This window comes from Streptomyces puniciscabiei (assembly GCF_006715785.1).
GTDB lineage: Bacteria > Actinomycetota > Actinomycetes > Streptomycetales > Streptomycetaceae > Streptomyces > Streptomyces puniciscabiei.
Map to the genome: position 1 here is coordinate 1,522,355 of NZ_VFNX01000001.1, position 22,881 is coordinate 1,545,235.

The 22,881-nt window shown below is 69.4% G+C and carries 23 protein-coding genes and 2 riboswitches; of the genes, 7 read left to right on the plus strand and 16 right to left on the minus strand.

Annotated features, from left to right (window positions below):
* Positions 1-114: 114 nt before the first annotated feature.
* A complete protein-coding gene (locus FB563_RS06770; protein WP_055704461.1) occupies positions 115-1,368 on the plus strand; it encodes an alpha/beta hydrolase in 1,254 nt (417 codons plus the stop codon).
* Here the strand turns inward: FB563_RS06770 and FB563_RS06775 are convergent.
* From FB563_RS06775 to FB563_RS06820, 10 genes are all read right to left on the minus strand, one after another.
* The gene (locus tag FB563_RS06775; RefSeq protein ID WP_079048556.1) at positions 1,277-1,936 is read right to left on the minus strand and encodes a trimeric intracellular cation channel family protein; all 660 of its coding nucleotides are present in this window, start codon (positions 1,934-1,936) and stop codon (positions 1,277-1,279) included. The two genes, FB563_RS06770 and FB563_RS06775, sit on opposite strands and share 92 nt — an antisense overlap.
* Positions 1,937-1,983: 47 nt before the next feature.
* A complete protein-coding gene (locus FB563_RS06780) occupies positions 1,984-3,375 on the minus strand; it encodes a M1 family metallopeptidase (protein WP_055704463.1) in 1,392 nt (463 codons plus the stop codon).
* Positions 3,376-3,475: 100 nt separating this feature from the next.
* Positions 3,476-4,846 (minus strand): ABC transporter ATP-binding protein, encoded by a 1,371-nt coding sequence (locus FB563_RS06785; protein ID WP_055704464.1) that lies wholly within the window; start codon positions 4,844-4,846, stop codon positions 3,476-3,478.
* Between the two features lie 23 nt (positions 4,847-4,869).
* Positions 4,870-5,967, minus strand: coding sequence for an ABC transporter ATP-binding protein (locus tag FB563_RS06790; RefSeq protein WP_055704465.1), 1,098 nt, complete (start codon positions 5,965-5,967; stop codon positions 4,870-4,872).
* Positions 5,964-6,962, minus strand: coding sequence for an ABC transporter permease (locus FB563_RS06795; protein ID WP_055704466.1), 999 nt, complete (start codon positions 6,960-6,962; stop codon positions 5,964-5,966). Before FB563_RS06795 ends, FB563_RS06790 begins: the two co-directional genes overlap by 4 nt.
* 109 nt (positions 6,963-7,071) lie before the next feature.
* The gene (locus FB563_RS06800; RefSeq protein ID WP_055704467.1) at positions 7,072-8,859 is read right to left on the minus strand and encodes an ABC transporter substrate-binding protein; all 1,788 of its coding nucleotides are present in this window, start codon (positions 8,857-8,859) and stop codon (positions 7,072-7,074) included.
* 76 nt (positions 8,860-8,935) lie between these two features.
* A complete protein-coding gene (locus FB563_RS06805; RefSeq protein WP_055704468.1) occupies positions 8,936-9,943 on the minus strand; it encodes an ABC transporter permease in 1,008 nt (335 codons plus the stop codon).
* Between the two features lie 270 nt (positions 9,944-10,213).
* On the minus strand, positions 10,214-11,044 hold the full coding sequence (locus FB563_RS06810) for an enhanced serine sensitivity protein SseB C-terminal domain-containing protein (RefSeq protein ID WP_055704469.1): 831 nt from the start codon (positions 11,042-11,044) through the stop codon (positions 10,214-10,216).
* A gap of 155 nt (positions 11,045-11,199) precedes the next feature.
* Positions 11,200-11,991, minus strand: a complete 792-nt coding sequence (locus tag FB563_RS06815; protein ID WP_055704470.1) for an enhanced serine sensitivity protein SseB — start codon at positions 11,989-11,991, stop codon at positions 11,200-11,202.
* A gap of 42 nt (positions 11,992-12,033) precedes the next feature.
* Positions 12,034-12,708: an AAA family ATPase gene (locus FB563_RS06820; RefSeq protein WP_055704480.1), complete on the minus strand. Its 675-nt coding sequence runs from the start codon at positions 12,706-12,708 to the stop codon at positions 12,034-12,036.
* Positions 12,709-12,864: 156 nt separating this feature from the next.
* Positions 12,865-12,962: riboswitch (glycine riboswitch) on the plus strand.
* A riboswitch (glycine riboswitch) is annotated at positions 12,963-13,075 on the plus strand. It abuts the riboswitch before it with no gap.
* A 39-nt stretch (positions 13,076-13,114) separates the two neighbouring features.
* Between FB563_RS06820 and gcvT the strand changes: the two genes are divergently transcribed.
* From gcvT to FB563_RS06840, 4 genes are all read left to right on the plus strand, one after another.
* Positions 13,115-14,233, plus strand: coding sequence for a glycine cleavage system aminomethyltransferase GcvT (gene gcvT, locus FB563_RS06825; RefSeq protein ID WP_055704471.1), 1,119 nt, complete (start codon positions 13,115-13,117; stop codon positions 14,231-14,233).
* A 109-nt stretch (positions 14,234-14,342) separates the two neighbouring features.
* The gene (gene gcvH / locus FB563_RS06830; protein WP_055704472.1) at positions 14,343-14,720 is read left to right on the plus strand and encodes a glycine cleavage system protein GcvH; all 378 of its coding nucleotides are present in this window, start codon (positions 14,343-14,345) and stop codon (positions 14,718-14,720) included.
* 14 nt (positions 14,721-14,734) lie between these two features.
* Positions 14,735-16,018, plus strand: a complete 1,284-nt coding sequence (gene glyA / locus FB563_RS06835; protein ID WP_055704473.1) for a serine hydroxymethyltransferase — start codon at positions 14,735-14,737, stop codon at positions 16,016-16,018.
* Between the two features lie 101 nt (positions 16,019-16,119).
* Entirely contained in the window at positions 16,120-17,487 is a 1,368-nt protein-coding gene (locus tag FB563_RS06840; RefSeq protein ID WP_055704474.1) for an L-serine ammonia-lyase, read from the plus strand.
* Between the two features lie 5 nt (positions 17,488-17,492).
* Here the strand turns inward: FB563_RS06840 and FB563_RS06845 are convergent, their stop codons facing one another.
* Genes FB563_RS06845 through FB563_RS06855 form a run of 3 tightly spaced genes read right to left on the minus strand, consistent with a single transcriptional unit; the run spans position 17,493 to position 18,899 of the window.
* Positions 17,493-18,353, minus strand: a complete 861-nt coding sequence (locus FB563_RS06845) for a class I SAM-dependent methyltransferase (RefSeq protein WP_055704475.1) — start codon at positions 18,351-18,353, stop codon at positions 17,493-17,495.
* Positions 18,354-18,373: 20 nt separating this feature from the next.
* A complete protein-coding gene (locus tag FB563_RS06850; protein WP_055704476.1) occupies positions 18,374-18,718 on the minus strand; it encodes a VOC family protein in 345 nt (114 codons plus the stop codon).
* A 1-nt stretch (position 18,719) separates the two neighbouring features.
* Positions 18,720-18,899 (minus strand): ribbon-helix-helix domain-containing protein, encoded by a 180-nt coding sequence (locus FB563_RS06855; protein ID WP_055704477.1) that lies wholly within the window; start codon positions 18,897-18,899, stop codon positions 18,720-18,722.
* Positions 18,900-19,050: 151 nt separating this feature from the next.
* Between FB563_RS06855 and FB563_RS06860 the strand changes: the two genes are divergently transcribed.
* On the plus strand, positions 19,051-20,088 hold the full coding sequence (locus FB563_RS06860) for a phosphatidylinositol-specific phospholipase C domain-containing protein (RefSeq protein WP_055704478.1): 1,038 nt from the start codon (positions 19,051-19,053) through the stop codon (positions 20,086-20,088).
* Between the two features lie 94 nt (positions 20,089-20,182).
* On the plus strand, positions 20,183-20,737 hold the full coding sequence (locus FB563_RS06865; protein ID WP_142218534.1) for a glycoside hydrolase family 25 protein: 555 nt from the start codon (positions 20,183-20,185) through the stop codon (positions 20,735-20,737).
* Between the two features lie 11 nt (positions 20,738-20,748).
* Here FB563_RS06865 and FB563_RS06870 read toward each other — a convergent pair whose 3' ends face one another.
* The 3 genes from FB563_RS06870 to FB563_RS06880 form a co-directional block, all read right to left on the minus strand.
* Positions 20,749-21,411 carry an NADPH-dependent F420 reductase gene (locus tag FB563_RS06870; RefSeq protein ID WP_142218535.1) on the minus strand — a complete coding sequence of 221 codons (663 nt, stop codon included), beginning with the start codon at positions 21,409-21,411 and terminating at the stop codon, positions 20,749-20,751.
* Positions 21,412-21,633: 222 nt separating this feature from the next.
* Positions 21,634-21,846 carry an EF-hand domain-containing protein gene (locus tag FB563_RS06875; protein ID WP_142218536.1) on the minus strand — a complete coding sequence of 71 codons (213 nt, stop codon included), beginning with the start codon at positions 21,844-21,846 and terminating at the stop codon, positions 21,634-21,636.
* A gap of 59 nt (positions 21,847-21,905) precedes the next feature.
* The gene (locus tag FB563_RS06880) at positions 21,906-22,817 is read right to left on the minus strand and encodes a helix-turn-helix domain-containing protein (RefSeq protein WP_142218537.1); all 912 of its coding nucleotides are present in this window, start codon (positions 22,815-22,817) and stop codon (positions 21,906-21,908) included.
* Positions 22,818-22,881 lie beyond the last annotated feature (64 nt).

Consider the following 22,881-nt stretch of genomic DNA (forward strand, 5'->3'; position numbering starts at 1 on the left):
TTTCTCCTTGTTCGACCGGGCCGGATCCCCCTCCCGGGTGAGGTTCCGGCAATTTCTAAGTAAGTGTCCGGACACGTCCACAACCTCAGGCCACGGTTTCCCCTCTATGGGGACATGAGCCTCACCGGGACTCCGTTCCTCTACACGACCGTTGCGCTGGCCGTGGTTGCACTGATACTGCCGCTCGTGCTGTGGTCACGGTTGCGCGGACCCAAGCTGCTGCGTGCCGCACTCCGACTCCTCATGCTGCTGTTCGCCCAGGTCACGGCCGTCACGTTGATCTTCGTGCTGGTCAACAACGCCAACAACCTTTACGACAACTGGGCCGACCTGCTCGGCACGGGCAACCACGTGCAGCAGGCCGCCAACCTGGGTGCCGACGGCACCGGCGGTATCGCGTACAAGAAGCTGCCCAAGGTGCAGCAGAAGTTCACGCAGGCCGACGGACCCGCCATGCACGCCGCCGGCGGGGTCAAGGTCACCCAGCTCAAGGGCCGGGTGTCGGGCGTGAACGCCGAGGTCTACGTCTGGCTGCCGCCGCAGTACGACGAGCCGGCCTACCGGAACAAGAAGTTCCCGGTCGTCGAGCTGCTGTCGGGCTACCCGGGTTCGGCGAAGGCCTGGTTCGGCTCCTTGAAGGTGCACGAACAGCTGGAGCCGCTCATGAAGAGCGGCCAGGTGGCCCCGTTCATCCTGGTGTCGCCGCGCACCAACCTGATCGCCAAGATAGACACAGGGTGCGCCAACATCCCCGGCACCGTGAACGCGGACAGCTGGCTGAGCATCGACGTGCCGAAGATGATCACGGACAACTTCCGCGCCGAAGCCGCGCCGGACGGCTGGGCCGCGGCCGGCTACTCGGCCGGCGCCCACTGTGCGGCCAAGCTCGCCGTCGCGCATCCCGACCGCTACCGGGCCGCCATCAGCCTGTCCGGCTACAACGACCCGATCGGCGAGCGCAACTCGCTGGCCGCCGGGAGCATCGAGCTGCGGCGGGCCAACAACCCCTACTACCTCCTGAAGAACTACCGCGTCCCGCCGAGGATCGCGCTGTACATCTCGGGCGAGAACGGTGACGGCTACCAAGCCGGTGTGGCGCTGGAGCAGATCGCGAAACCGCCGACGTATGTGCGGGTGGTCTTCCTGCCGCGCAGCATGGGCGGCCACTCGATGGCGCTGTGGCGGCCGCAGGTCCCGACCGTGTTCGAGTGGCTGACCATGGAGATGGGGCGGGGCGGCACCGGCGGGCACACCCGCACGCACACGGGCGGCCCGATCACTCCTCGGTCACCGTCGACCGGCGGTTCCACGCGCGCGGAGCTCGCCAGTGGAACCGCATCGCGAGCAGGCGCAGCACAAAAGCGGTGACGACCGCGAGCCCACTGGTGAGGGGGGTCAGGGCGTCATAGCGGATGAACAGCACGACCATGGTCGCGCCGACGATCGCTGGGACCGCGTACAGATCGCGGTCCCAGCGCAGCAGTGACGGCACCTCGTTGGCGAGGACGTCCCGCAGCACACCGCCGCCGACGGCGGTGGCGAGGCCCAGCGTCGCCGACGCGGTCAGGTTCAGGCCGTAGCTGTACGCCTTCGTCGTACCGCTGACGCAGAACAGGCCGAGGCCGGCCGCGTCGAAGACCAGCACCGCCGCCTGGATGCGTTCCACGTGCGGGTGCAGGAAGAAGACGACGAGCGCGGCCAGGAGCGGGGTGAGGAAGTACCCGAGGTCGGTGAAGGCGGCCGGGGGCACGGCTCCGATGACCAGGTCACGGAACAGCCCTCCGCCCAGCGCGGTCACCTCGGCGAGGACGGCGATGCCGAAGACGTCGAAGTTCTTCCGGACGGCCAGCAGCGCGCCGGAGATCGCGAACACGAAGATGCCGATGACATCGAGCGTGTGCTGGACGGAGGGACTGAAGAGTTGCTGGAGCTGCACCCTGACATTCTCACCCAGCGGACGGTGTGAACCTTACAAAGCCAGGCTCACAGGGCGGGTTTCCCTGTAGTGAACAGCCAGGTACGGAAGAGGTCGTCCAGCTTCTGCCCGCTGACGCGCTCGGCGAGCCGGATGAAGCCGGCGGTGTCCGCGTTGCCGTACCGGTGGAGCCGGGTCCAGGCGGGCAGCAGCCTGAAGAACGCGCGGTCGCCGATCCGCTCCCGGAGCATCTGGAGCGTCATCGCGCCGCGCTGGTAGACGGCGTAGGAGAACATCGTGTCGCGCTGCGGGTCGGCGACCTTGATCTGCCAGAAGGCGTTGTCGGCCGGGCGGGCGTCGTACGCGGCCAGGAAGGAGTCGTGCGCCGACCTGGTCCCCTGGTGCTCCGCCCACAGCCACTGGGCGTAGGTGGCGAAGCCCTCGTTGAGCCAGATGTCCTTCCACCGTGCCACGCTCACCGAGTCGCCGAACCACTGGTGGGCCAGCTCGTGCACGATGGTGCTCTCGTTGCGCACGGCCGAGTAGGCGGGCTTGCTCTGCACCTCCAGCGAGAACCCGGCCTCGGGCATGTCGTCCACGATCGCGCCGGTCTCCTCGAACGGGTACGGCCCGAAGACCTGCGACCAGTAGTCGGTGGCGGCGGCGGTGACGGCGTACACGTCGACGTTGTTGCTGTTCTTCAGCACCGGGTCGATGGCGACGTAGATCGGGATGCCACCGGGGGTGCGCCCGGTGCGGACGTCGAACTTCCCGATGGTGGCGGTCGCGAGGTAGGTCGCCATCGGCCTCGACTCGCGCCAGTGGGTGTACGTCGAGCCGCCCCTGGAGTACGTCGAGACGAGCCGGCCGTTGGAGACGCCGGTCAGCCCTTCGGGCGCCTTGATCCGGATGTCGTAGGTGGCCTTGTCGGCGGGGTGGTCGCTGGAGGGGAACCAGGTGGAGGCCGCGTTGGGCTCGCAGGCCACGAAGACCCCGTCGGCGGTCTTCATCCAGCCGTACTTGGAGCCGAAGACGATGGGGCCGCCGAGGGGCTGCGGTACGCCGCCGTAGGTGACGGACACCCGGAAGTCCCGGCCCCGGGCGAGGCTGTGGCGCGGGGTGATGACGAGCTCGTCCCCGGTGCGCGTGAACTCCGCGCGTCTGCCGTCGACTTCGACGCGGCTGACGTCCAGCTGCTGGAGATCGAGATCGAAGGAGGAGAGGTTCTGGGTGGCGCGCGCGGTGAGGGTCGTACGGCCCTGCAGCCGGCCGGTGTCGGGGGCGTAGGCGACGTCGAGGTCGTAGTGGAGGGCGTCGAAGCCGCCGTTGCCTAGGTTCGGGAAGTAGGAGTCGCCGATGCCGGGGGCGCCGGGGGTGGGGGCGGGCGCGGCGGCGATGACGAGGAAGGAGACCGCCGCGGTCGCGACGGTCCCCAGACGTGCCGAACGGGAGAGTGCCATCAGTCGTCCCTTTCGAGCGTGTGCCGATCAGTGGTCGGACACGGACGACTGTGCACTCCCCCGCTCAGGCATGTACATGACTTTGCCTAGTTGTCATGTGCTACTTGTCGGTTGACTCCTGGGAGCCGGTCCCGGAGGCCTCGGTGGTCTCCTCGGAGGATTCCTCGGTGGATTCCTCGGTGGATTCCTCGGAGGCGTCGTCCGTGGACTCCTCCGCGGGCGCCGCCTCCTCGGCGGACGCCTCGGTGGTCTCCGGCGTGGAGCCCTCGGCGGTTTCCTCGGCCAGCTCCGCCGCGACCGCCGCCGACGTCTCGGCGGACTCCGCGAGCACCTCGTCGGCGACCAGCTCGGCCGCCTCCTTGGCCGCGGAGAGCAGCACCGTGTCCTGCGGGGCCTGGTCCGCGAAGTTCTCCGGGTGGTGACAGGCCACCCGCTGACCCGGCTTCAGCTCCAGCAGCTGCGGCTCGGTGGTCCGGCAGATCTCCGTGGCCTTCCAGCACCGGGTGTGGAAACGGCAACCGCTCGGCGGGGAGATCGGCGAGGGCACGTCACCCTTGAGCAGGATGCGCTCGCTCTTGGCGTTCTTCCGCTTCGGGTCCGGGATCGGCACCGCCGACATCAGCGCCTTGGTGTACGGGTGCATCGGCGCCTTGTACAGCGAGTCCCGGTCGGCCAGCTCGACGATCTTGCCGAGGTACATCACCGCGATCCGGTCCGAGACGTGCCGGACGACCGACAGGTCGTGCGCGATGATCACGTACGTCAGGCCGAGCTCCTCCTGGAGGTCGTCCATGAGGTTCACGACCTGCGCCTGGATCGACACGTCCAGCGCGGAGACCGGCTCGTCCGCGACGACCAGCTTCGGCTTCAGGGCGAGCGCGCGGGCGATGCCGATGCGCTGGCGCTGACCGCCGGAGAACTCGTGCGGATAGCGGTTGTAGTGCTCGGGGTTGAGACCGACCACCGACAGCAGCCGCTGCACCTCCTTCTTGATGCCGCCCTCGGGCTCGACGCCCTGGAGCCGGAAGGGTGCCCCGACGATCGTGCCGATGGTGTGCCGCGGGTTCAGCGACGAGTACGGGTCCTGGAAGATCATCTGCACGTCACGGCGCATGGGACGCATCCCGGTCACGCCGAGGTGCGTGATGTCCTTGCCCTCGAACTCGATGGTGCCGGCGGTCGGTTCGAGCAGCCGGGTGATCAGCCGGCCCATCGTCGACTTGCCGCAGCCCGACTCGCCCACGACGCCGAGGGTTTCGCCGGAGCGGACCTCGAAGTCGAGCCCGTCGACGGCCCGCACGGCACCGACCTGGCGCTGGAGCAGGCCCTTCTTGATCGGGAAGTGCTTCTGCAGCCCCGTAACCTTCAGCAGGATCTCACCGGGAGCGGCGTCCTTGGTGAGCGTGGCCGTGCCGGTGGCCTTCTCCTCGGAGTCGGCCTTCGCGCCGTCGCTCTGTGCAGGGATGCTCACTGCTTTGTCCTCTGCGTTCTCACTCACAGCTTCGGCGCAATCTCTTCGGTCCAGATCCGTTCCCGCTGCTCCCGCGACATGTGGCAGGCGGCCCAGTGCTCGCTGCCGACCTCGGTCAGCTCCGGGCGGACCGTGCGGGTCAGGTTGTCCTTCGGGATGTCGGCGTACGGGCAGCGCGGGTTGAAGGCGCAGCCGGACGGGATGTTGATCAGCGAGGGCGGGGAGCCCTTCACCGGGATCAGGCGCTCCTGCTGGTCGCGGTCCAGGCGCGGCATCGAGCCGAGCAGACCCCAGGTGTAGGGGTGGCGGGGCTCGTAGAACACCTTCTCCGCCGGGCCGCGCTCGACGCAGCGGCCGCCGTACATGACCAGGATGTTGTCGGCGAGTTCGGCGACGACGCCCAGGTCGTGGGTGATGATGATGACCGCGGAGCCGAACTCCTTCTGCAGATCGCGGATCAGGTCGAGGATCTGCGCCTGGACCGTCACGTCGAGCGCGGTGGTCGGCTCGTCCGCGATGAGCAGTTCGGGGTTGTTCACCAGCGACATGGCGATCATGGCGCGCTGGCGCATACCGCCGGAGAACTCGTGCGGATAGTTGTCGACCCGCTTGTCCGGCTGGGGGATGCCCACGCGGTCGAGCATCTCGACCGCCCGCTTGCGGGCGGTCTTCTTGTCGACGTCGTGGTGGATCCGGTACGCCTCCACGATCTGCTGCCCGATCGTGTAGTACGGGTGCAGCGCCGACAGCGGGTCCTGGAAGATCATCGCCATCTCCCGGCCGCGCATCTTGCGCACGTGGTCGGGGTCGGCGGACAACAGCTCGGTGCCGTTCAGCCAGATCTCGCCGGAGATCTGCGCCTTGCGCTTGCCGTACTGGCCGGCGGTGTGCAGGCCCATGATGCCGAGCGAGGTCACGGACTTGCCGGAGCCCGACTCGCCCACGATGCCGAGGGTCTTGCCCTTCTCCAGCTGGAAGCTGAGCCCGTCGACGGACTTCACCAGACCGTCGTCGGTCGGGAAGTGCACCTTCAGGTCGCGCACTTCCAGGAAGGAGGTCGGCGCGGGCGAGGACGCCGTGGGCTCGCCCACGGCCGCTCCGGTCTTGCTCAGTTCGGTCATGCGAGCCTCACTCGGGGGTCGATCACGGCGTACAGGATGTCCACCACGAGGTTGGCGATCAGCACCGCGAGGGAAGTGATCAGGGTGACGCCCAGGATGATGGGCAGATCCTGGTTCTTGATGGCGGTCAGCACGGCCTGGCCGAGGCCGGGGATGCTGAACGTGGTCTCGGTCAGGATGGCACCGCCGATGAGGGCGCCGAGGTCCATGCCGAGCATGGTCAGGATGGGCGTCATCGTGGAGCGCATGGCGTGCTTGCCGATGACGACCTGCTCCTTCAGACCCTTGGCGCGGGCGGTGCGGATGTAGTCCTCGCCGAGGATCTCCAGCATGGTGGCCCGGGTGATCCGGGCGTACATCGCCGCGTACAGGAAGGCGAGGGTGATCCAGGGAAGGATCATGCCGCCGAGCCAGCCGGTGAAGCTGTCGCTGATCGAGACGTACTGACCGTTGATCCAGTTCAGTCCGTAGCTGAAGATCGCCAGCGAGAGCAGGCCGGTGAAGTAGATCGGCAGCGAGACGCCGCTGAGGGCGACGACCATCGCACTGCGGTCCCAGATGCTGCCCCGCTTGAGGGCGGAGAGCACACCCGCCGCGACACCGAAGATGAGCCACAGCACGGCTGCGCCGATTGCGAGTCCCAGGGTCACCGGGAAGCGGTCGGTCAGCACCGGCCAGACGGCCTGCTCACTGCGGAAGGAGTAGCCGAAGCACGGCGCGGCACAGTGGGTGACGTCACCGCCGGCCGCGTAGGTGCGGCCCACGAAGATGCCCTTGAAGAAGTGCCAGACCTGTGAGTAGACCGGGTCGCCCAGACCCAGCTTCTCGCGCACCGCCTCGACGGCGTGCGGGTCTGCCTGCTTGCCCACGAAGCTCGTGGCGATGTCGACGCCCGCCCACTTGGGGACGAGGAAGAAGATGCTGAAGACCACCAGGACGATGACGACCAGCATCACTGCGGCGGCGAACAGCCGCCTGATGAGGTAAGCGAGCACAGCTAACGGCCCGCCGCGGACCGCGGGCCCTCGGAGGTCTTCCGTGGGCCCGCGGCTCGCCGCGCCGGCCTTCACCTGCCTTTCGTGCCGTACGGCGGGTGTGCCGGGTTTACTTCGTGGACTTCAGGCCGAGGTTGACGAAGTCGTAGTAGCCGCTGTACGCGTTCGTCGTGTACACGTTGCCCACACGCGAGGAGCGGAAGTTGAGGAACTTCTCGAAGACGAAGGGCAGGTAGTACGCGCCCTCCATGACCTTGTGGTTGATCTCGGTGGAGATCTGGGCCTTCTTCGACTCGTCCAGCGTGGTGGTGTACTGGTCGAACAGGCCGTCGATCGTCTTGTCCTTGATCAGGGCGTAGTTGTTGTTACCGCTCTGCAGGATGTACTTGCTGTCCCACAGCGGGATGCCGTAGCCCTGGACGGTCGGGAAGTCCGGACCCCAGCCCATGATGATGATGCCGAGCTTCTTCTTCGCGACGTTCGAGGGGCTGCCGATGATGCCGGCGATCTGCGAGCCGTCGTACTGGTAGATGTCGGCGTTGATGCCGACCTTCTTCAGCGCGGCCTGCAGGGACTCGGAGGTGGCCACCTCCTGCGCCTTGTTGTTGCGGACGGCGATGGTGGTGGAGAAGCCGTTCGGCTTGCCGCAGGCCTTGAGCTCCTGCTTGGCCAGGTTCACGTTGCCGTTCTTGTTGGCACCGGCGATCTGGTACGGGTCGTACTTCTGGCCCTCACCACCGGAGACCGACGGCGGCAGTATGTTGGTGCCGATGTCACCACCGGCGATGGGGCCACCGCGGGCGGTCTGCAGCGAGACGTGGTCGGCGGCGTAGATCACGGCCTTGCGGCAGTGGATGTTGTCGAACGGCTTGACGCTCTGCGGGAAGGTCGCGTAGCGGATGAAGCCGGAGACCGGGTTGTCCAGGTTGTCCTTGTGCTGCTTGAGGGCGATCTGGCGGGCCTGCGGGCCCAGGCCGGTCTGGGAGGCGTCGATGTCGTAGTCGCCGTTGATCAGGCGCTGGTCCGCGTCCGCCTGGTTGGTCGAGATGTCCAGCGTGATCTTGTCCGGGTACGCCTTGCGGACCGGGTCCGAGGACGCCTTCCAGTTGGTGTTGCGGACCAGGACCAGGCTCTTGCCCGGGCTGTAGGCCTGGAACTTGTACGGCCCCGAGGAGAACGGGTGCAGGCCGTACTTGGACTTGGTGTCCATGTCCTGGCGGACCGGGGAGGCCGCGACCATCGCCAGCACCTGCAGGAAGTCCGAGTTGGGCTTCGGCAGGTGGAAGACGATCGTCTTGGCGTCCGGCGTCTCGACCGCCTTCAGGCCCAGGTGGTCCTTCGCGCCGTCCTTGTACGGACCCTTGTAGGTGTTGTTCGGGTCCAGCATCTGCTGGAGGTAGATCGGACCGCCGGAGAGGACGTCCTGGGCCCAGGAGCGCTCGATGCCGTACTTGATGTCCTGCGAGGTGATCGGCTTGCCGTCCTCCCACGTGGCGCCGTCGCGCAGGTGGAAGGTGTAGGTCTTGCCGCCGTCCGAGACCTGGCCCATGTCGGTGGCGAGGTCGGGGGTGAGCTGGGCACCCTCGGCACCGGGCGCGGTCTTGTAGGTGATCAGCTGACGGCTGTAGTAGCGGGCGAAGTCCCACATGAACCCGTAGTAACCGCGCGTGGTGTCCCACGAGTCGGCGTCCTGCGTGCTCACGAACTTCAGCGTGCCGCCCTTCTTGACCAGATCGGCCTGGGCGACCTTGTTGTTCGCCGCGTCGAAGCCGGCCGCGCCGTTCTTCGAGCCGCCGCCGTTGCCACCGCCGCACGCCGCCGTGGTCAGCAGGCCGGCGACCACTGCGGCAGCGGCGAGGGCCTGCTTGCGCCGCCCTGAGGTGCGTTGGGTAGTCACGATCTCGGATCCTCCGGATTTGATGAGAGACCCCGTGGGAGAGCTCACGGGACGCTTGGTGTACGGCACTTCGGCCTCAGCGGGAACCCTTCGGGTCGAGCGCGTCCCGCACGCCGTCGCCGAAGAGGTTGAAGGCAAGAACCGTGATGAAGATCGCCACGCCCGGGATCACCATGTACATCGGGTCCGAGTCGTAGTAGTCGATCGCGTTCGAGAGCATCTGCCCCCAGGAGGCCGTGGGCGGCTTGACGCCCACGCCCAGGAAGCTGAGTGCCGCCTCGGTGAGGATGTTCGTGGGGATCATCATCGTCGTGTACACGATGATGGGCGCGACGAGGTTGGGCAGCAGTTCCTTGAAGAGGATGTAGAACCGCCCCGCACCGAGCGAGCGGGCCGCCTCTACGTACTCGCGTTCGCGCAGGCTGAGCGTCTGGCCGCGCACCACACGGCCGATGTACGGCCAGCCGAAGAAGCCGATGACCAGGATCATCACGAAGATGCGCACGCCCGTGCCGGTGAGCCCCAGCATCTGGTTGGGCATGACGGAGACCAGCGCGATGATGAACAGCAGCTGCGGGAAGGCGAGCAGACCGTCCATGATCCGGCTGATGAGGGAGTCCACCCAGCCGCCGAAGAAGCCCGCCAGGATGCCGAGGACGGTGCCCAGGATGACGGCCACCACGGCCGACAGGAAGCCGACGAGCAGCGAGATCTGGGCTCCGTAGAGGATGCGGGCGAAGATGTCGCGGCCGTTGACCGGCTCGACGCCGAGCAGGTGGTCGCCGCTCATGCCGCCCAGCGAGCCCTTGGGGGTGCTGAACAGCGGGTCGATCAGGTCCTGGTGGTAGACGTCCGGGTCCTGACCGAGGAGGTTCGTGATCACCGGCGCGAGCAGGGCGATCACGATGAGGAGAAGCACGACTACGCCGCCCGCGAGGGCGAGTTTGTCCCGTTTGAGGCGTTCCCAGGCGATCCGTCCCAGGGACCGGCCCTGAACGGCCTTCGCGTCGGTGGCCGCGACCGCCGCTTCCTCGGCCGCACCCGGGGCCGCTTCCGCGGTCGGCTCGTGCAATGGTGCCGTCATTAGGCTGGGACCCCTCTCAACCGGCGGTAGCCGGCCCGCACTTGCCGCTGGTAGCGGCGTCAAAACAGTCCGTCGTACATAGGGGCGAACCCCTTGAAGGGGGAGTCTTCAACGCTGGCGCGATCAGCCGCCAGCCTTGGCGGGGAATGGATGCGCAACCGTGATGCAAGCAGGCGTTTCCTGTTATGCGGACAGGAAGTCGCGGCGAACGGACGGGGCCGGGCCGGACATACGGGTGCGCCGGAGTCTTTTACGGGCGATATGCCCAGGTCAGTAGCCGCCGTGCACCGGTGGATAGCCGTAGCCGGCGGCCGGGGCCTGAGGCTGGGGGGCCACCTGTAGTTGCGGCTGGGGCGCCGCCGCGTGGGCCTCGCGGTCGTAGAAGGGGCGGGCGTTGGCCCGCATCCACATCACGACCGGGTCGTAGTCGTCGGTCATCGCGACCGTGGACACCGGCAGTCCCTCCGGGACCGCGCCGACGGACTGCTGCATCATCGCGCGCACCGAGTCGACCGCGGCCGGGGAGGTGTCGTACACGTCCAGGCCGATGGCCAGGTACGGCGCGCCGAGCGCCGGCTGCACCCAGGCGCGGCGCAGCGAGCGCAGGGCCGGGGTGCGGTGGGCGTTCTGCGCGAGGAGGGCGTAGAACTGCGGGATCTCGATGCCGGGTTCGGTCAGCCGGAGGGGGCCCGCCGGCTGGCGGTCCAGGCCGGTGGCGATGCGGCGCAGGTCCAGCCAGGGGATGCCGACACCGCCGCCGGGGGCGTGCGGGTTGAGCCAGAGGCCGTAGTGGTCGGGGTAGAGGGTGCGGGCCACGTCGAGCCCGTCGACGACCTCGTACGACCGGTTCCAGCCGCTGGCCGAGAGCTCCTGGGCGGAGGTGACGCAGGGGGCGTAGTGGAAGCCGTCGATCTCCATGTTCCCGTACTGGGCGTCCGGGGACCCGGCCTGGCCGTGCCACAGGAGCATCCAGATCTGGCCGGAGGAGGGGGTGGCGAGGGCGCGGAGCAGGGCCTCGTAGGCGTCGTAGCGGCCGGGGGTGACCTGGCGCAGCGTGTGTTCGACGCCGACGCCGACGCTGCCGCTGTGGCTGGCGCTCACCTGTCGTGCCCTTCTCTTTTTCGTGCCCCGCGTTTTGGAGACAGCTTAAGCGCCCAGTGGCTCGGGGCCTTCTGTTCGTGCGCGGGTGCGGGTCGTCCGTGGTTGGTCGCGCGGTTCCCCGCGCCCCTCAGGTCCGCCGCCCTCCGGCCTGCTGATCAGTGACCGTACTGATGGAACGGCCGCACGTTCGACCTCAGCCATTCGGCCACCGGGTCGTCCGTCACGTCCAGCAGGACCAGGTTGACCGGCCACTTGACCGGGACTTTGCCGAGGGCCCTGCCGAGGGCCTGCATGGGGACGGCGCGCAGGTCGCCCTCCCACTGGGAGAGTTCGACGCCGACGAACATGACCGGGTCGTCCGTCTCTATGGCGGCCAGGCAGCGGCGGGCGGTGAGGACCACGCCGGTCTCGGCGAACTCGGCGGACGCGGCGGCGAGGAAGTCGATCGGGTCCTCCTGCCAGTCGGGCTCGAAGAGGCGGACCCGGGCGCCGGTGTTCGGGCCGTCCAGCGGGGTACGGCCGGCCCGGCACAGCTCGGCCACCGCCGCGGGCGGGAGCGGGATGCCGACCAGCGCGTCGGGGTTCACCGCGATGCCGACCTGCGGGGGCAGTCCGCGGGCGAAATCCACGGCCGGGGCGATGGTGTACGCCATGTGGGAGCCGGCCGCCTGGCGCAGCTGCTCCTCGGAGCTGAACACCGGGACGTACACCTGGCCCCCGATGTCCAGGGTGGGCAGGTCGAGCGGGCCGCTGTCCGGGCCGCCGCCGTTGGGCAGCGGGATCCACAGCAGGCTCCGGCCCAGCACCTCGATGATCCGGCCGGCCGCTGCGGGTATGCCGAGGGAGGCCGAGAGCACCTCCTCCAGCTCGTTGCCGGGCCAGCCGCCGTGCGGCTGGGGGTGCGCCTGTGCCGGGAAGTCCGCGGGAAGGTCCGCCGGGAAGTCCATCTGCCTACCGCCTGCTGGGAACCACTGCTGTGACCATGAAGGCTATCGGGTGGCTGTGACAGTGTCCGACCCCGTGAACCCGATCCGGTGCAGGGCGTCCGCCGCCGGGCGGTCCAGCAGGATCGCCGAGCCGCAGCCCGCGGGCAGCTCGCTCCGTTCGACCGCGGCCAGCAGCCGGGCGGTCGTACGGCGGTGGCGGCGGAAGGCGTAGGAGGAGACGGCCCGGCCGCGCTCGTGCTGGCCCTCGCGGGCGGCCTTGGGGGTGACGTCGAGCAGGAGCAGGTGGAGGGTGCCGCCGCGGCGCCGTGCCTCGCGGGCGAGCCAGGCGCGCACCCAGGGCTGGGTGCCGCAGTCGTGCACGACGACGCCCTCCCCGGTGCGCAGCGCGCGGCGCAGGCCGGCGTAGTGGGCGAGGCGGACCAGCGGCCGGTAGCAGGCGTAGGGCAGGAATCGGGGGGCGCGGGCGTCCCAGCGGTCCCGGGTGTCCTGGGAGTCGATACGGCCGCCCGGGACCGCGCGCCGCATCAGGGTGGACTTGCCGCTGCCGGGCAGACCGGTGATCACGACCAGGTCGCGGGGGCCGAAGACCAGGGCGCGCGGGCCGCGGCCGGCGCGCTCGCGCAGGTCGCGGACGACCGGGAGCGGGGCGGGGCGCTGCCTCGGCACCGCGATGCCGGTCGTGACGGTGGCGTACACCGGGGTCCTGTTCACCGTGATCGTCCTCCCCTGTCTGCTCGGCAATCTTCATTCCCGCGATACGTAAAGAGAAGGTAATGGACGGTGTCGGTGGCGGGGTCCGCGTCCTGCCACAGGTCGGTTACAAAAGCCCGCTCGCCGTGCAATGATGTGGCCGCCAACTGCATACCGGCCGCTTGAATCCGCGCGGGAGAGTTCCCAGCAGTCTTCGCTGGGACGCCGAAGGAGCAAGTCCCTCCCTTGAATCTCTCAGGCCCCGTTACCGCGCGGGCGAGGCACATCTGAAAAGCGGGCCGCTGCGACAGTGGCTCCACCCAAGGTGCAAGCCGTGATCGCCCCCGTGGCGGTCCTGGCGAACCTCTCAGGTTCCGATGACAGATGGGGAGGAACGTTCCTCGCCTGTCATTCCCTGGGAGACGACCGACCGATGAGCAGTACCGAACTCCGTCACACCGCGCTGGATGCACTGCATCGCGCGCTCGGTGCGACGATGACCGACTTCGCCGGCTGGGACATGCCGCTGCGCTACGGCTCCGAGCGCGACGAGCACATCGCCGTGCGGACGAAGGCGGGTCTCTTCGACCTCTCCCACATGGGCGAGATCACCGTGACCGGCGACGCGGCGGCCGCGTTCCTCAACCACGCCCTGGTCGGCAACATCGCCTCCGTCGGCGTCGGCCGCGCCCGCTACACCATGATCTGCCGGGCGGACGGCGGCATCCTGGACGACCTGATCGTCTACCGGCTCGCCGAGACCGAGTACCTGGTCGTCGCCAACGCCTCCAACGCCCAGGTGGTGCTGGACGCCCTCGTCGAGCGTTCCGCCGGCTTCGACGCCGAGGTGCGCGACGACCGGGACGCGTACGCGCTGATCGCCGTCCAGGGGCCGGAGTCCCCCGGCATCCTGAAGTCCCTCACCGACGCCGACCTCGACGGCCTGAAGTACTACGCCGGCCTGCCCGGCACGGTCGCCGGCGTCCCGGCCCTGATCGCCCGCACCGGATACACCGGCGAGGACGGCTTCGAGCTGTTCGTGAGGCCCGAGCACGCGGTCGAGCTGTGGCAGGCGCTGACCAGGGCCGGCGAGGGCGTCGGCCTGGTCCCGTGCGGCCTGTCCTGCCGGGACACCCTGCGCCTGGAGGCGGGCATGCCGCTGTACGGGCACGAGCTGACCACCGCGCTCACCCCCTTCGACGCCGGGCTCGGCCGGGTGGTGAAGTTCGACAAGGAGGGCGACTTCGTGGGGCGCGAGGCGCTCCAGGAGGCCGCCGCCAAGGCCCAGGAGAACCCGCCGCGGGTGCTCGTCGGTCTGGTCGCCGAGGGCCGCCGGGTGCCGCGCGCCGGGTACGCCGTCGTCGCCGGCGGCGAGGTGATCGGCGAGGTCACCTCCGGCGCCCCCTCCCCCACCCTGGGCAAGCCGATCGCCATGGCCTACGTCGACGCGGCGCACGCCGCGCCGGGCACCGAGGGCGTCGGCGTGGACATCCGGGGCAGCCACGAGCCGTACGAGGTCGTGGCTCTGCCCTTCTACAAGCGCCAGAAGTAGACACTGGGCGAGGTCCCCGTGTGACCCCGCGCACGTTTCCGCTGCTCAGCAGCGGCTTCAGCAGTCCCCCTGTCATCAGTACTCCCGCGCGTACAGGAGAATTCAGGCCATGAGCAACCCCCAGCAGCTGCGCTACAGCAAGGAGCACGAGTGGCTGTCGCCCGCCGAGGACGGCGTGTCGACGGTCGGCATCACCGAGTTCGCGGCCAACGCGCTCGGCGATGTCGTCTACGCCCAGCTCCCCGAGGTCGGCTCCACGGTGACCGCGGGCGAGACCTGCGGCGAGCTGGAGTCGACCAAGTCGGTCTCCGACCTGTACTCGCCGGTCAGCGGTGAGATCACCGAGATCAACGAGGACGTCGTCAACGACCCGTCGCTGGTGAACTCGGCCCCCTTCGAGGGCGGCTGGCTGTTCAAGGTGCGCGTCACGGAGGAGCCGGCCGACCTGCTCTCCGCCGACGAGTACACCGCCCAGAACGCCGGCTGAGGAGTCGTGGCCGTATGACCGTCCTGAACACGTCCCTGCACGAGCTGGACCCGGAGATCGCCGCCGCGGTCGACGCCGAGCTCGGCCGCCAGCAGTCCACGCTGGAGATGATCGCCTCCGAGAACTTCGCGCCGCTCGCGGTGATGGAGGCGCAGGGCTCCGTCCTCACCAACAAGTACGCCGAGGGCTACCCGGGCCGCCGCTACTACGGCGGCTGCGAGCACGTCGACGTCGCCGAGCAGATCGCCATCGACCGGGTCAAGGAGCTGTTCGGCGCCGAGTACGCCAACGTCCAGCCCCACTCCGGCGCCTCCGCCAACCAGGCGGCCCTGTTCGCGCTCGCCCAGCCCGGGGACACCATCCTCGGCCTGGACCTCGCGCACGGTGGCCACCTGACCCACGGCATGCGCCTGAACTTCTCCGGCAAGCAGTTCAACGTGGTCGCGTACCACGTGGACGCCGCAACCGGCCTGGTCGACATGGCCGAGGTCGAGCGGCTGGCCAAGGAGCACCGCCCGAAGGTGATCATCGCGGGCTGGTCGGCGTACCCGCGCGAGCTGGACTTCGCGGAGTTCCGCCGGATCGCCGACGAGGCCGGCGCCTACCTGTGGGTCGACATGGCGCACTTCGCGGGCCTGGTCGCGGCCGGTCTGCACGCCAACCCCGTGCCGTACGCCGACGTGGTGACCTCCACCACGCACAAGACGCTCGGCGGTCCGCGCGGCGGCATCATCCTGGCCCGCAGCAAGGACTTCGCGAAGAAGCTGAACTCCTCCGTCTTCCCCGGCTTCCAGGGCGGTCCCCTGGAGCACGTGATCGCGGCGAAGGCGGTCTCCTTCAAGGTCGCGGCCTCGGAGGAGTTCAAGGAGCGCCAGCGTCGTACCGTGGAGGGCGCCCGCATCCTCGCCGAGCGCCTGACGGCGGCGGACGCCCGTGAGGCCGGGGTGAACGTGCTGTCCGGCGGCACGGACGTGCACCTGATCCTCGTCGACCTGCGCGAGTCCGAGCTGGACGGACAGCAGGCCGAGGACCGGCTCCACGAGGTCGGCATCACGGTCAACCGCAACGCGGTCCCGAACGACCCGCGGCCCCCGATGGTCACCTCGGGTCTGCGGATCGGCACGCCCGCCCTCGCCACCCGCGGCTTCACGGCCGAGGACTTCGCCGAGGTCGCGGACGTGATCGCCGAGGCGCTGAAGGCGCCTTCTCCCTTCGGGGCGGCCGATGCCGGGGCCCTCAAGGCGCGCGTGAAGGCGCTCGCCGACAAGCACCCGCTGTACCCGGGTCTGAACAAGTAAGTCACCTTTTGCGGGGCACCGCGCACACTGGAGACCGGAAGGCGTGCGCGGTGCCCGCACCCCCTGTACCACCCCTGCTTCACCCGTCTTGAGGAGTTCCCGTGGCCATCTCGGTCTTCGACCTGTTCTCGATCGGCATCGGCCCGTCCAGCTCCCACACGGTCGGCCCGATGCGCGCGGCGCGGATGTTCGCCTTGCGGCTGCGCAATGAAGACCTGCTGGCCTCGGTCGCCTCCGTGCGCTGCGAGCTGTACGGCTCCCTCGGCGCGACCGGCCACGGCCACGGCACCCCGAAGGCGGTCCTGCTCGGTCTGGAGGGCGCCTCCCCGCGCACGGTGGACGTGGAGACCGCCGACGAGCGGGTGGAGTCGATCAAGACGGCGGGCCGGATCCGGCTCCTCGGCGAGCACGAGATCCCGTTCTCCTTCGACGACGACCTGGTCCTGCACCGCCGCAAGGCCCTGCCGTACCACGCCAACGGCATGACGATATGGGCGTACGACTCTTCCGGTGAGGAGTTGCTGTCGAAGACGTACTACTCGGTCGGCGGCGGCTTCGTGGTGGACGAGGAGGCGGTCGGCGCGGACCGGATCAAGCTGGACGACACGGTCCTGAAGTACCCCTTCCGCACGGGCGACGAGCTGCTCCGCCTGACGAAGGAGACGGGCCTGTCGATCTCCTCCCTGATGCTGGAGAACGAGCGGGCCTGGCGCACGGAGGAGGAGATCCGCGCCGGCCTGCTGGAGATCTGGCGGGTGATGCGCGAGTGCGTGCAGCGCGGCATGTCGCGCGAGGGCATCCTGCCCGGCGGCCTGAAGGTACGGCGCCGCGCGGCCGTCTCCGCCCGCCAGCTGCGCGCCGAGGGCGACGCGCTGGCCCACGCCATGGAGTGGATCACGCTCTACGCGATGGCCGTGAACGAGGAGAACGCGGCCGGCGGGCGTGTGGTGACCGCCCCCACGAACGGCGCGGCGGGCATCATCCCCGCCGTCCTGCACTACTACATCAACTTCGTCCCCGGCGCCGACGAGGACGGCGTGGTGAGGTTTCTGCTGGCGGCGGGCGCGATCGGCATGCTCTTCAAGGAGAACGCCTCCATCTCCGGCGCCGAGGTCGGCTGCCAGGGCGAGGTCGGCTCCGCCTGCTCGATGGCCGCGGGCGCGTTGGCCGAGGTGCTCGGCGGCTCACCGGAGCAGGTGGAGAACGCGGCCGAGATCGGCATGGAGCACAACCTCGGCCTGACCTGCGACCCGGTCGGCGGCCTGGTGCAGATCCCGTGCATCGAGCGCAACGGCATGGCCGCGGTGAAGGCCGTGACCGCCGCCAGGATGGCCATGCGCGGCGACGGCTCCCACAAGGTGTCCCTGGACAAGGTCATCAAGACCATGAAGGACACCGGCGCGGACATGTCCGTGAAGTACAAGGAGACGGCGCGCGGCGGGCTCGCGGTGAACATCATCGAGTGCTGACGGTGTCAGGTGCGGGCCAGCAGCAGGTCCTCCCCGGTCGACGGGCGCAGGCCGTCGCGGCGGCCCGAGAAGTAGCGTCCGGCCAGTGAGCTGCCCGGGACGTGCCGTACGTCCCGGAAGCCGGCCTCGCGGGCCATGGCGAGCATCTCGTCCGGGGTGTAGAAGCTGAGGAACGGCGTGCCGGATGCGCGGGCGCCCGCCTCGCTCGCCCTGAGGCCGGCGCGGTCACGCTCGTCCACGAGGTCTGCCGGCAGCAGGAAGGTCAGGACGAGCGTCGAGCCGGGTGCCAGCCGGGCGATCCGGCGCAGGGTGGCCGCCGTGGCCGCCTTGGTGAGGTACATGGTGACGCCGATGGAGGCGACGACCGCCGGGCGGCCGGGATCGAAGCCGGCCTCGGTGAGGCGGTCCGGCCAGGAACCGGCGTCCGTCTCGAAGTCCACCGGCACCAGGTGCAGCCGGTCGGGGATGCCGTAGCCGAGTTCGGCGAGGCGCCGGCGCTTCCAGTTCTGGGTGGCCGGCTGGTCGATCTCGAAGACGTGCACCCCGGACGCGGTGTCCGGCCTGCGCTGGGCGAAGGTGTCCAGGCCGGCGCCGAGGAGGACGTACTGTCCGACGCCCCGGTCCGCCTGCTCGACCACCAGGTCCTCGACGAACCGGGCACGGGCCACCATGGCGGCCCGGAAACCGCGCGTGGCCTCCGGGTCCATGTCCGGGCGGTCACGCCAGGCCGGACCGGGATCGGCGAGCCGCAGCCCGATCTCGTCCCGCAGGACGTGCGGCGGCGGATCGACCTGGACGTGCATCGCCCGCCACAGCGCGCAACGCACGGCGGTGTTGTCCGGGACCGCCTCGGTCTCACCGGTCATGACACTCCCTCCGGTCGCCGTCACTTCGCCGCGGGGGCCTGCAGGCTCCACAGCCGCCCGTCGGGGTCGCGGACCGTCATCAGCCGGGTTCCGAAGTGGGTGTCCTCGAACGGTGTGACGACCTCGACGGCGGGGTCGGCGCGGAACGCGTCCGCGTCCGGCACCTTCAGCACGATCTGCGTCTGCGGCTCCCGGTCCTCGGGGACCTCGGCGATGAACACGTACGGGCCGTCGCCGCACCGGAACTGGCCGGAGTTGTGGTCGGTCGCGAACTCCAGGTCGTAGCCGAGGGCCTGGAAGAACTTCGCCGCCCTGCCCCAGTTGTGGGTCTCCAGGAACACGGCCTCGATGCCTTCGGTCGCCATGTCAGCTCTCCTTCTCGGTCGACTGCTGTTCCTGCCCATGGGCGTCGTCGAGGTAGGCACGCAGCGCCTCTGCGACCAGTGCCGACAGCGACATGCCCGACTCGATGGCGCGGTACTTGACCTGCTTGATCAGTCCGATCGGCAGGTACACGTTGAACTGCTTGACTTCCTCATCACCCACGCTCTGATGCTAGCATGCTAGCATGCTAGCCGCCACCCCCGACGGACCGCACGACGGCCGGGAAGTGGCTGATGTTCCTCCGGGGGCTACCGTGCAGTAACCGCTTGCCCCTACGCTGCCGCCAACTCGGCGACAGCGAAGGGGAGTTGAAATGGGCGCGGTGAGACGGCTGGCGGCACTCGCGGGGGCGGCGGCTCTGCTGATGGCGGGACCGGGCAACGCCCACGCGGCGACGCCGAAGTTCTCCGAGACGACGGCGATCGGCACGCACAACGCGTACGACAAGTCCAAGTACACGTACTTCGCCCAGGCCTTGGACTCGGGTGCCTCGCTGCTCGAGATCGACGTCTACGCGGACAGCATCAGCAAGCGCTGGCGGGTGAGCCACAGCAACCCGTTCGGCGACGACAACAACTGCGAGGACGCGAAGACCCCGGGCGAGCTGTACAGCAAGAACCGCAACCAGGACTTCGGCAGTTGCCTGGACAACATCGCGGCCTGGAACCAGCTCCACCCCGACCACCCGCCGATCGTCTTCAAGATCGAGATGAAGGTCGGCTTCAACAACAACGCCGGGCTCGGCCCCGACGAGTTCGACACGCTCGTCGACCAGAAGCTCGGCGCCAGCGTCTACCGGCCGGCCGACCTGCTGGGCGGCACCTACAGCACGCTGGACGCGGCCGCCAGGGCCAACGCCTGGCCGTCCCGGGACTCACTCAAGGGCAAGTTCATCTTCGAGGTGATCCCGGGCACCGTGGAGATGAACAACCCCTTCGACCACTACTGGACCGACCAGGAGTACGGCGACCACCTGCGCGACCTGTACGCGGCCGGGCAGATCTCCCGGGCCGAGGCCTTCCCGGCGGTGCTGGGCGCGGCGAACGGCGACCCGCGGTCGACCCGCTGGACCTCCGACACCTCGATCCGCCCCTGGTTCGTGTTCTTCGACGGCGACGCGGCGACGTACGTCAACAACGGCTACGACACGTCGTTCTACTCCACGAACCACTACATCTCGATCATGACCGACGCCTCCAACGTCTCCCCGGCCATCTCCTCGACCAACCCCACGGACGCCGAAGTCGCCGCCCGGCTGGCCCTGCTGGCCAAGGACCACGCGAGCATCATCACCTCGGACTGGTCGGCGAAGTCGGCTTCGGTCCTCAGTTCGGTGGTCACCCGGAGCTGACGTTCCAGCGTCCGGGACGGATCGGGCGTGCCATCGTGGGGCATCACTCAACCAGCAGCTCCTTTCCCCCACCGGCACCTCGAGGAGTCCCCACATGCTCCGCGGCATCGACGTCAGCGCGTACCAGTCGTCCTCGTACGACACGAGCGGCCTCTCCTTCGCCTTCATCAAGGCGACGGAGGGCCGTTCGTACGTCAACCCCCACGCCACGGCCCAGGCGAAGACCGCCCGCGACGCCGGCCTGGTCGTCGGCTTCTACCACTTCCTGTGGCCGGGCAACCTCACCGCCCAGGCCGAGCACTTCGTGACCGCCGCCCCGTCGAGGGCGGGTGACATCCTCGCCGTCGACTGGGAGACCACCGGCGACGGCACCCACGCGAGCAACGCGGAGAAGGACACCTTCATCAAGAAGGTGAAGGCCCTGCGGCCCACCCACCGGGTCGTCCTGTACTGCAACCGCGACTTCTGGCTGAACACCGACCACACGTCCTACGCCGGCGACGGCCTCTGGATCGCCGACTACGTCACCGCGGGCCACCCCCGCATCAAGGCGAAGTGGCTGTTCCACCAGTACACGAGCGAGCCGCACGACAAGGACGTGGCGAACTTCGCCAGCAAGGCCGCGCTGAAGGAGTGGGCCACGCGGTAGGGCCGGGACGGTCAGCCCCGGAAGTCCGCCGGGCGTTCCGGGGAGGCTGCCGCGAGGGCCTTCTTCACTCCGTCCACGCCCGCCCGCAGGCCGTAGACCGGGGTGCCGGGCTGCTGGCGCCAGGAGTCGTCGATGCCGCCCGCGTCGACCGTGTCGAAGCCGAGTTCGTCGATCAGGGCGCGGACCTTCGCCTTGGCCGCCTCGTCGTCACCGGCCACCGGGAGGGCGAGGCGCTCGGGGTCGCCCGCGGGGCGCGGGCGGTCCAGGATGTCCTGGGCGTAGGTGCCGTTGAACGCCTTGACCACCGGGTGGCCGAGGTGCCGTTCGGTCCAGCGGCTCTCGGTGCGGCCCTCGTCCTCGATGGCCGCGATCCGGCCGTCCCGCTCGCGCGGGTAGTAGTTGCCGGTGTCGATCACGGCCGCGCCCTCGGCGGCGCCGTCCAGCAGGCCGGAGGGGAGGTCCGGGACCGCCTTGAGGGGGACGGTGACAACCACCACCTCGGCGCCCTTGGCGGCCTCCTCGGCCCGGACCGGGGTCGCCCCGGTCTCCTCGGCCAGTTCCCTGAGCGTCTCGGGGCCGCGGGAGTTGGCGACGGACACCTCGTGACCGAGGGCGGTCAGCCGCCGGGTGAGGTTGCCGCCGATGTTGCCCGCGCCGATGATGCCGATCTTCATGACAGGCCCTCCGGATCGTTGCATGCGTGTGCATGCGCCTGCCGTGCGACAACCTCCGGGGTGCGGCGGCTATTCCGTCGCCGCGCCGATCAGGTGAACGCGGTCACGGGCCGTACGACGATCCAGGTGCCGCACCGCGTGCGGAGCCGTGTCCCCCGGGGACGACGACTCCGCACGCGTGCCGCCCGGCCGGGCGTTCCCTCCCTGCCGGGAGGGGAGCGGTCACTTGTTCAGGTAGGCCCAGAACTCGTCGAACGACAGGACCTTGTCGCCGTTGAGGTCCCGCTGCCTGATGATGGCCTCGGCGACCGTCTCCGTGACGTTCCAGTCACCCGCCTGAGCCAGGGCGGACTTGAACTCGGCGGCGGTGATGAATCCGTCACCGTCCGCGTCGATCCGCTGGAACTGCTTGCGTGCTTCCTCGATGTCCGCCACCGATCCGCCCCTTTTGGTCGTGTTTCTCATGCCGTGCTGGCGTACTGACGCTGGTCAGATTAACGGCCCGGCCAGGCCTTCAACGCCTCGACCACCCAGCCGAACTCCTCCTGGAACCTCGGGGGCTCCTGCTCGCCCTTGATCACGGCGGCCAACTCCCGGTAGCGGGCGACCTCGTTGCCGAGGTCGATACGGCGGAGCACGGCCGTGCGGTCGGTGTCCGCGCCGAGCAGTTCGGTCAGGACGGCGTCCGCCTCGGGGGACCGCGGGGTGACACCGCGTTCCCGCGCGGCGCCCACCAGCTCGACCAGCCGCTTGAAGAACATCGCCGAGGCACCGGCCGGGGTGTCCGGGGTGCGGTCGGCGGCGTTGAACTCGATCATGCGGCGCATCGCGGCCCGGAAGTCCGGGTTCCGCAGCAGTTCCGCCAGCTCCACCCAGGCGTCGACCTGCGCCGGGGTGGGGTCGTCCGGCAGGGCCACGCCGAGGGTCCGGGTCCGCTCCCGGATCCAGGGGTCGGCCGTGTCCAGCCCGTGGAAGATCTCCTCCACGAAGTCGTCCACGATCCGCTGCCTTTCGGCGGCCGACAGCCGCGCCAGTTTGTTCATGAGTGCCGTCTCCTCTGCGGTCGAACCTCGTCGGGCGACCGTCGACAGCACCGCGCGGGTCACCTTCAGGGCCCGGATCTGCGCGTCCAGGGCTGCGACGTGCGTGGCCGCGACCTCCGCGACCGTGCGCTCCCCGGCCAGCACCCCGCGTACGTCGTCCAGGCCGAGCCCCAGCTCGCGCAGGGTGCGGATCAGCTCCAGACGGGCCACGGCGGCGCTGTCGTAGAGCCGGTAGCCGCCCGGGGAGCGGGTCACCGGGGTGAGGACGCCCTCGTCGGACCAGTAGCGGATGGTGCGCACGGTCAGCCCGGTGGCCCGGGCCAGCTCGCCGATGGTGAGGAGTCCGGTGCCGTCTTCGGTCATGTCGGCGAGTCTGGGCCTTCCAGTGGGTGGAGACTCAAGGGAGCGGACCCGCGGGGCCCGCTCC

Bases quoted from the DNA above. Each gene is read 5' to 3' on its own strand.
- FB563_RS06770 (WP_055704461.1), top strand. From the start codon at position 115: ATGAGCCTCACCGGGACTCCGTTCCTCTACACGACCGTTGCGCTGGCC.
- FB563_RS06780 (WP_055704463.1), bottom strand. From the start codon at position 3,375: ATGGCACTCTCCCGTTCGGCACGTCTGGGGACCGTCGCGACCGCGGCG.
- FB563_RS06790 (WP_055704465.1), bottom strand. From the start codon at position 5,967: ATGACCGAACTGAGCAAGACCGGAGCGGCCGTGGGCGAGCCCACGGCG.
- FB563_RS06805 (WP_055704468.1), bottom strand. From the start codon at position 9,943: ATGACGGCACCATTGCACGAGCCGACCGCGGAAGCGGCCCCGGGTGCG.
- FB563_RS06815 (WP_055704470.1), bottom strand. From the start codon at position 11,991: ATGGACTTCCCGGCGGACCTTCCCGCGGACTTCCCGGCACAGGCGCAC.
- gcvT (WP_055704471.1), top strand. From the start codon at position 13,115: ATGAGCAGTACCGAACTCCGTCACACCGCGCTGGATGCACTGCATCGC.
- gcvH (WP_055704472.1), top strand. From the start codon at position 14,343: ATGAGCAACCCCCAGCAGCTGCGCTACAGCAAGGAGCACGAGTGGCTG.
- glyA (WP_055704473.1), top strand. From the start codon at position 14,735: ATGACCGTCCTGAACACGTCCCTGCACGAGCTGGACCCGGAGATCGCC.
- FB563_RS06845 (WP_055704475.1), bottom strand. From the start codon at position 18,353: ATGACCGGTGAGACCGAGGCGGTCCCGGACAACACCGCCGTGCGTTGC.
- FB563_RS06850 (WP_055704476.1), bottom strand. From the start codon at position 18,718: ATGGCGACCGAAGGCATCGAGGCCGTGTTCCTGGAGACCCACAACTGG.
- FB563_RS06860 (WP_055704478.1), top strand. From the start codon at position 19,051: ATGGGCGCGGTGAGACGGCTGGCGGCACTCGCGGGGGCGGCGGCTCTG.
- FB563_RS06865 (WP_142218534.1), top strand. From the start codon at position 20,183: ATGCTCCGCGGCATCGACGTCAGCGCGTACCAGTCGTCCTCGTACGAC.
- FB563_RS06870 (WP_142218535.1), bottom strand. From the start codon at position 21,411: ATGAAGATCGGCATCATCGGCGCGGGCAACATCGGCGGCAACCTCACC.
- FB563_RS06880 (WP_142218537.1), bottom strand. From the start codon at position 22,817: ATGACCGAAGACGGCACCGGACTCCTCACCATCGGCGAGCTGGCCCGG.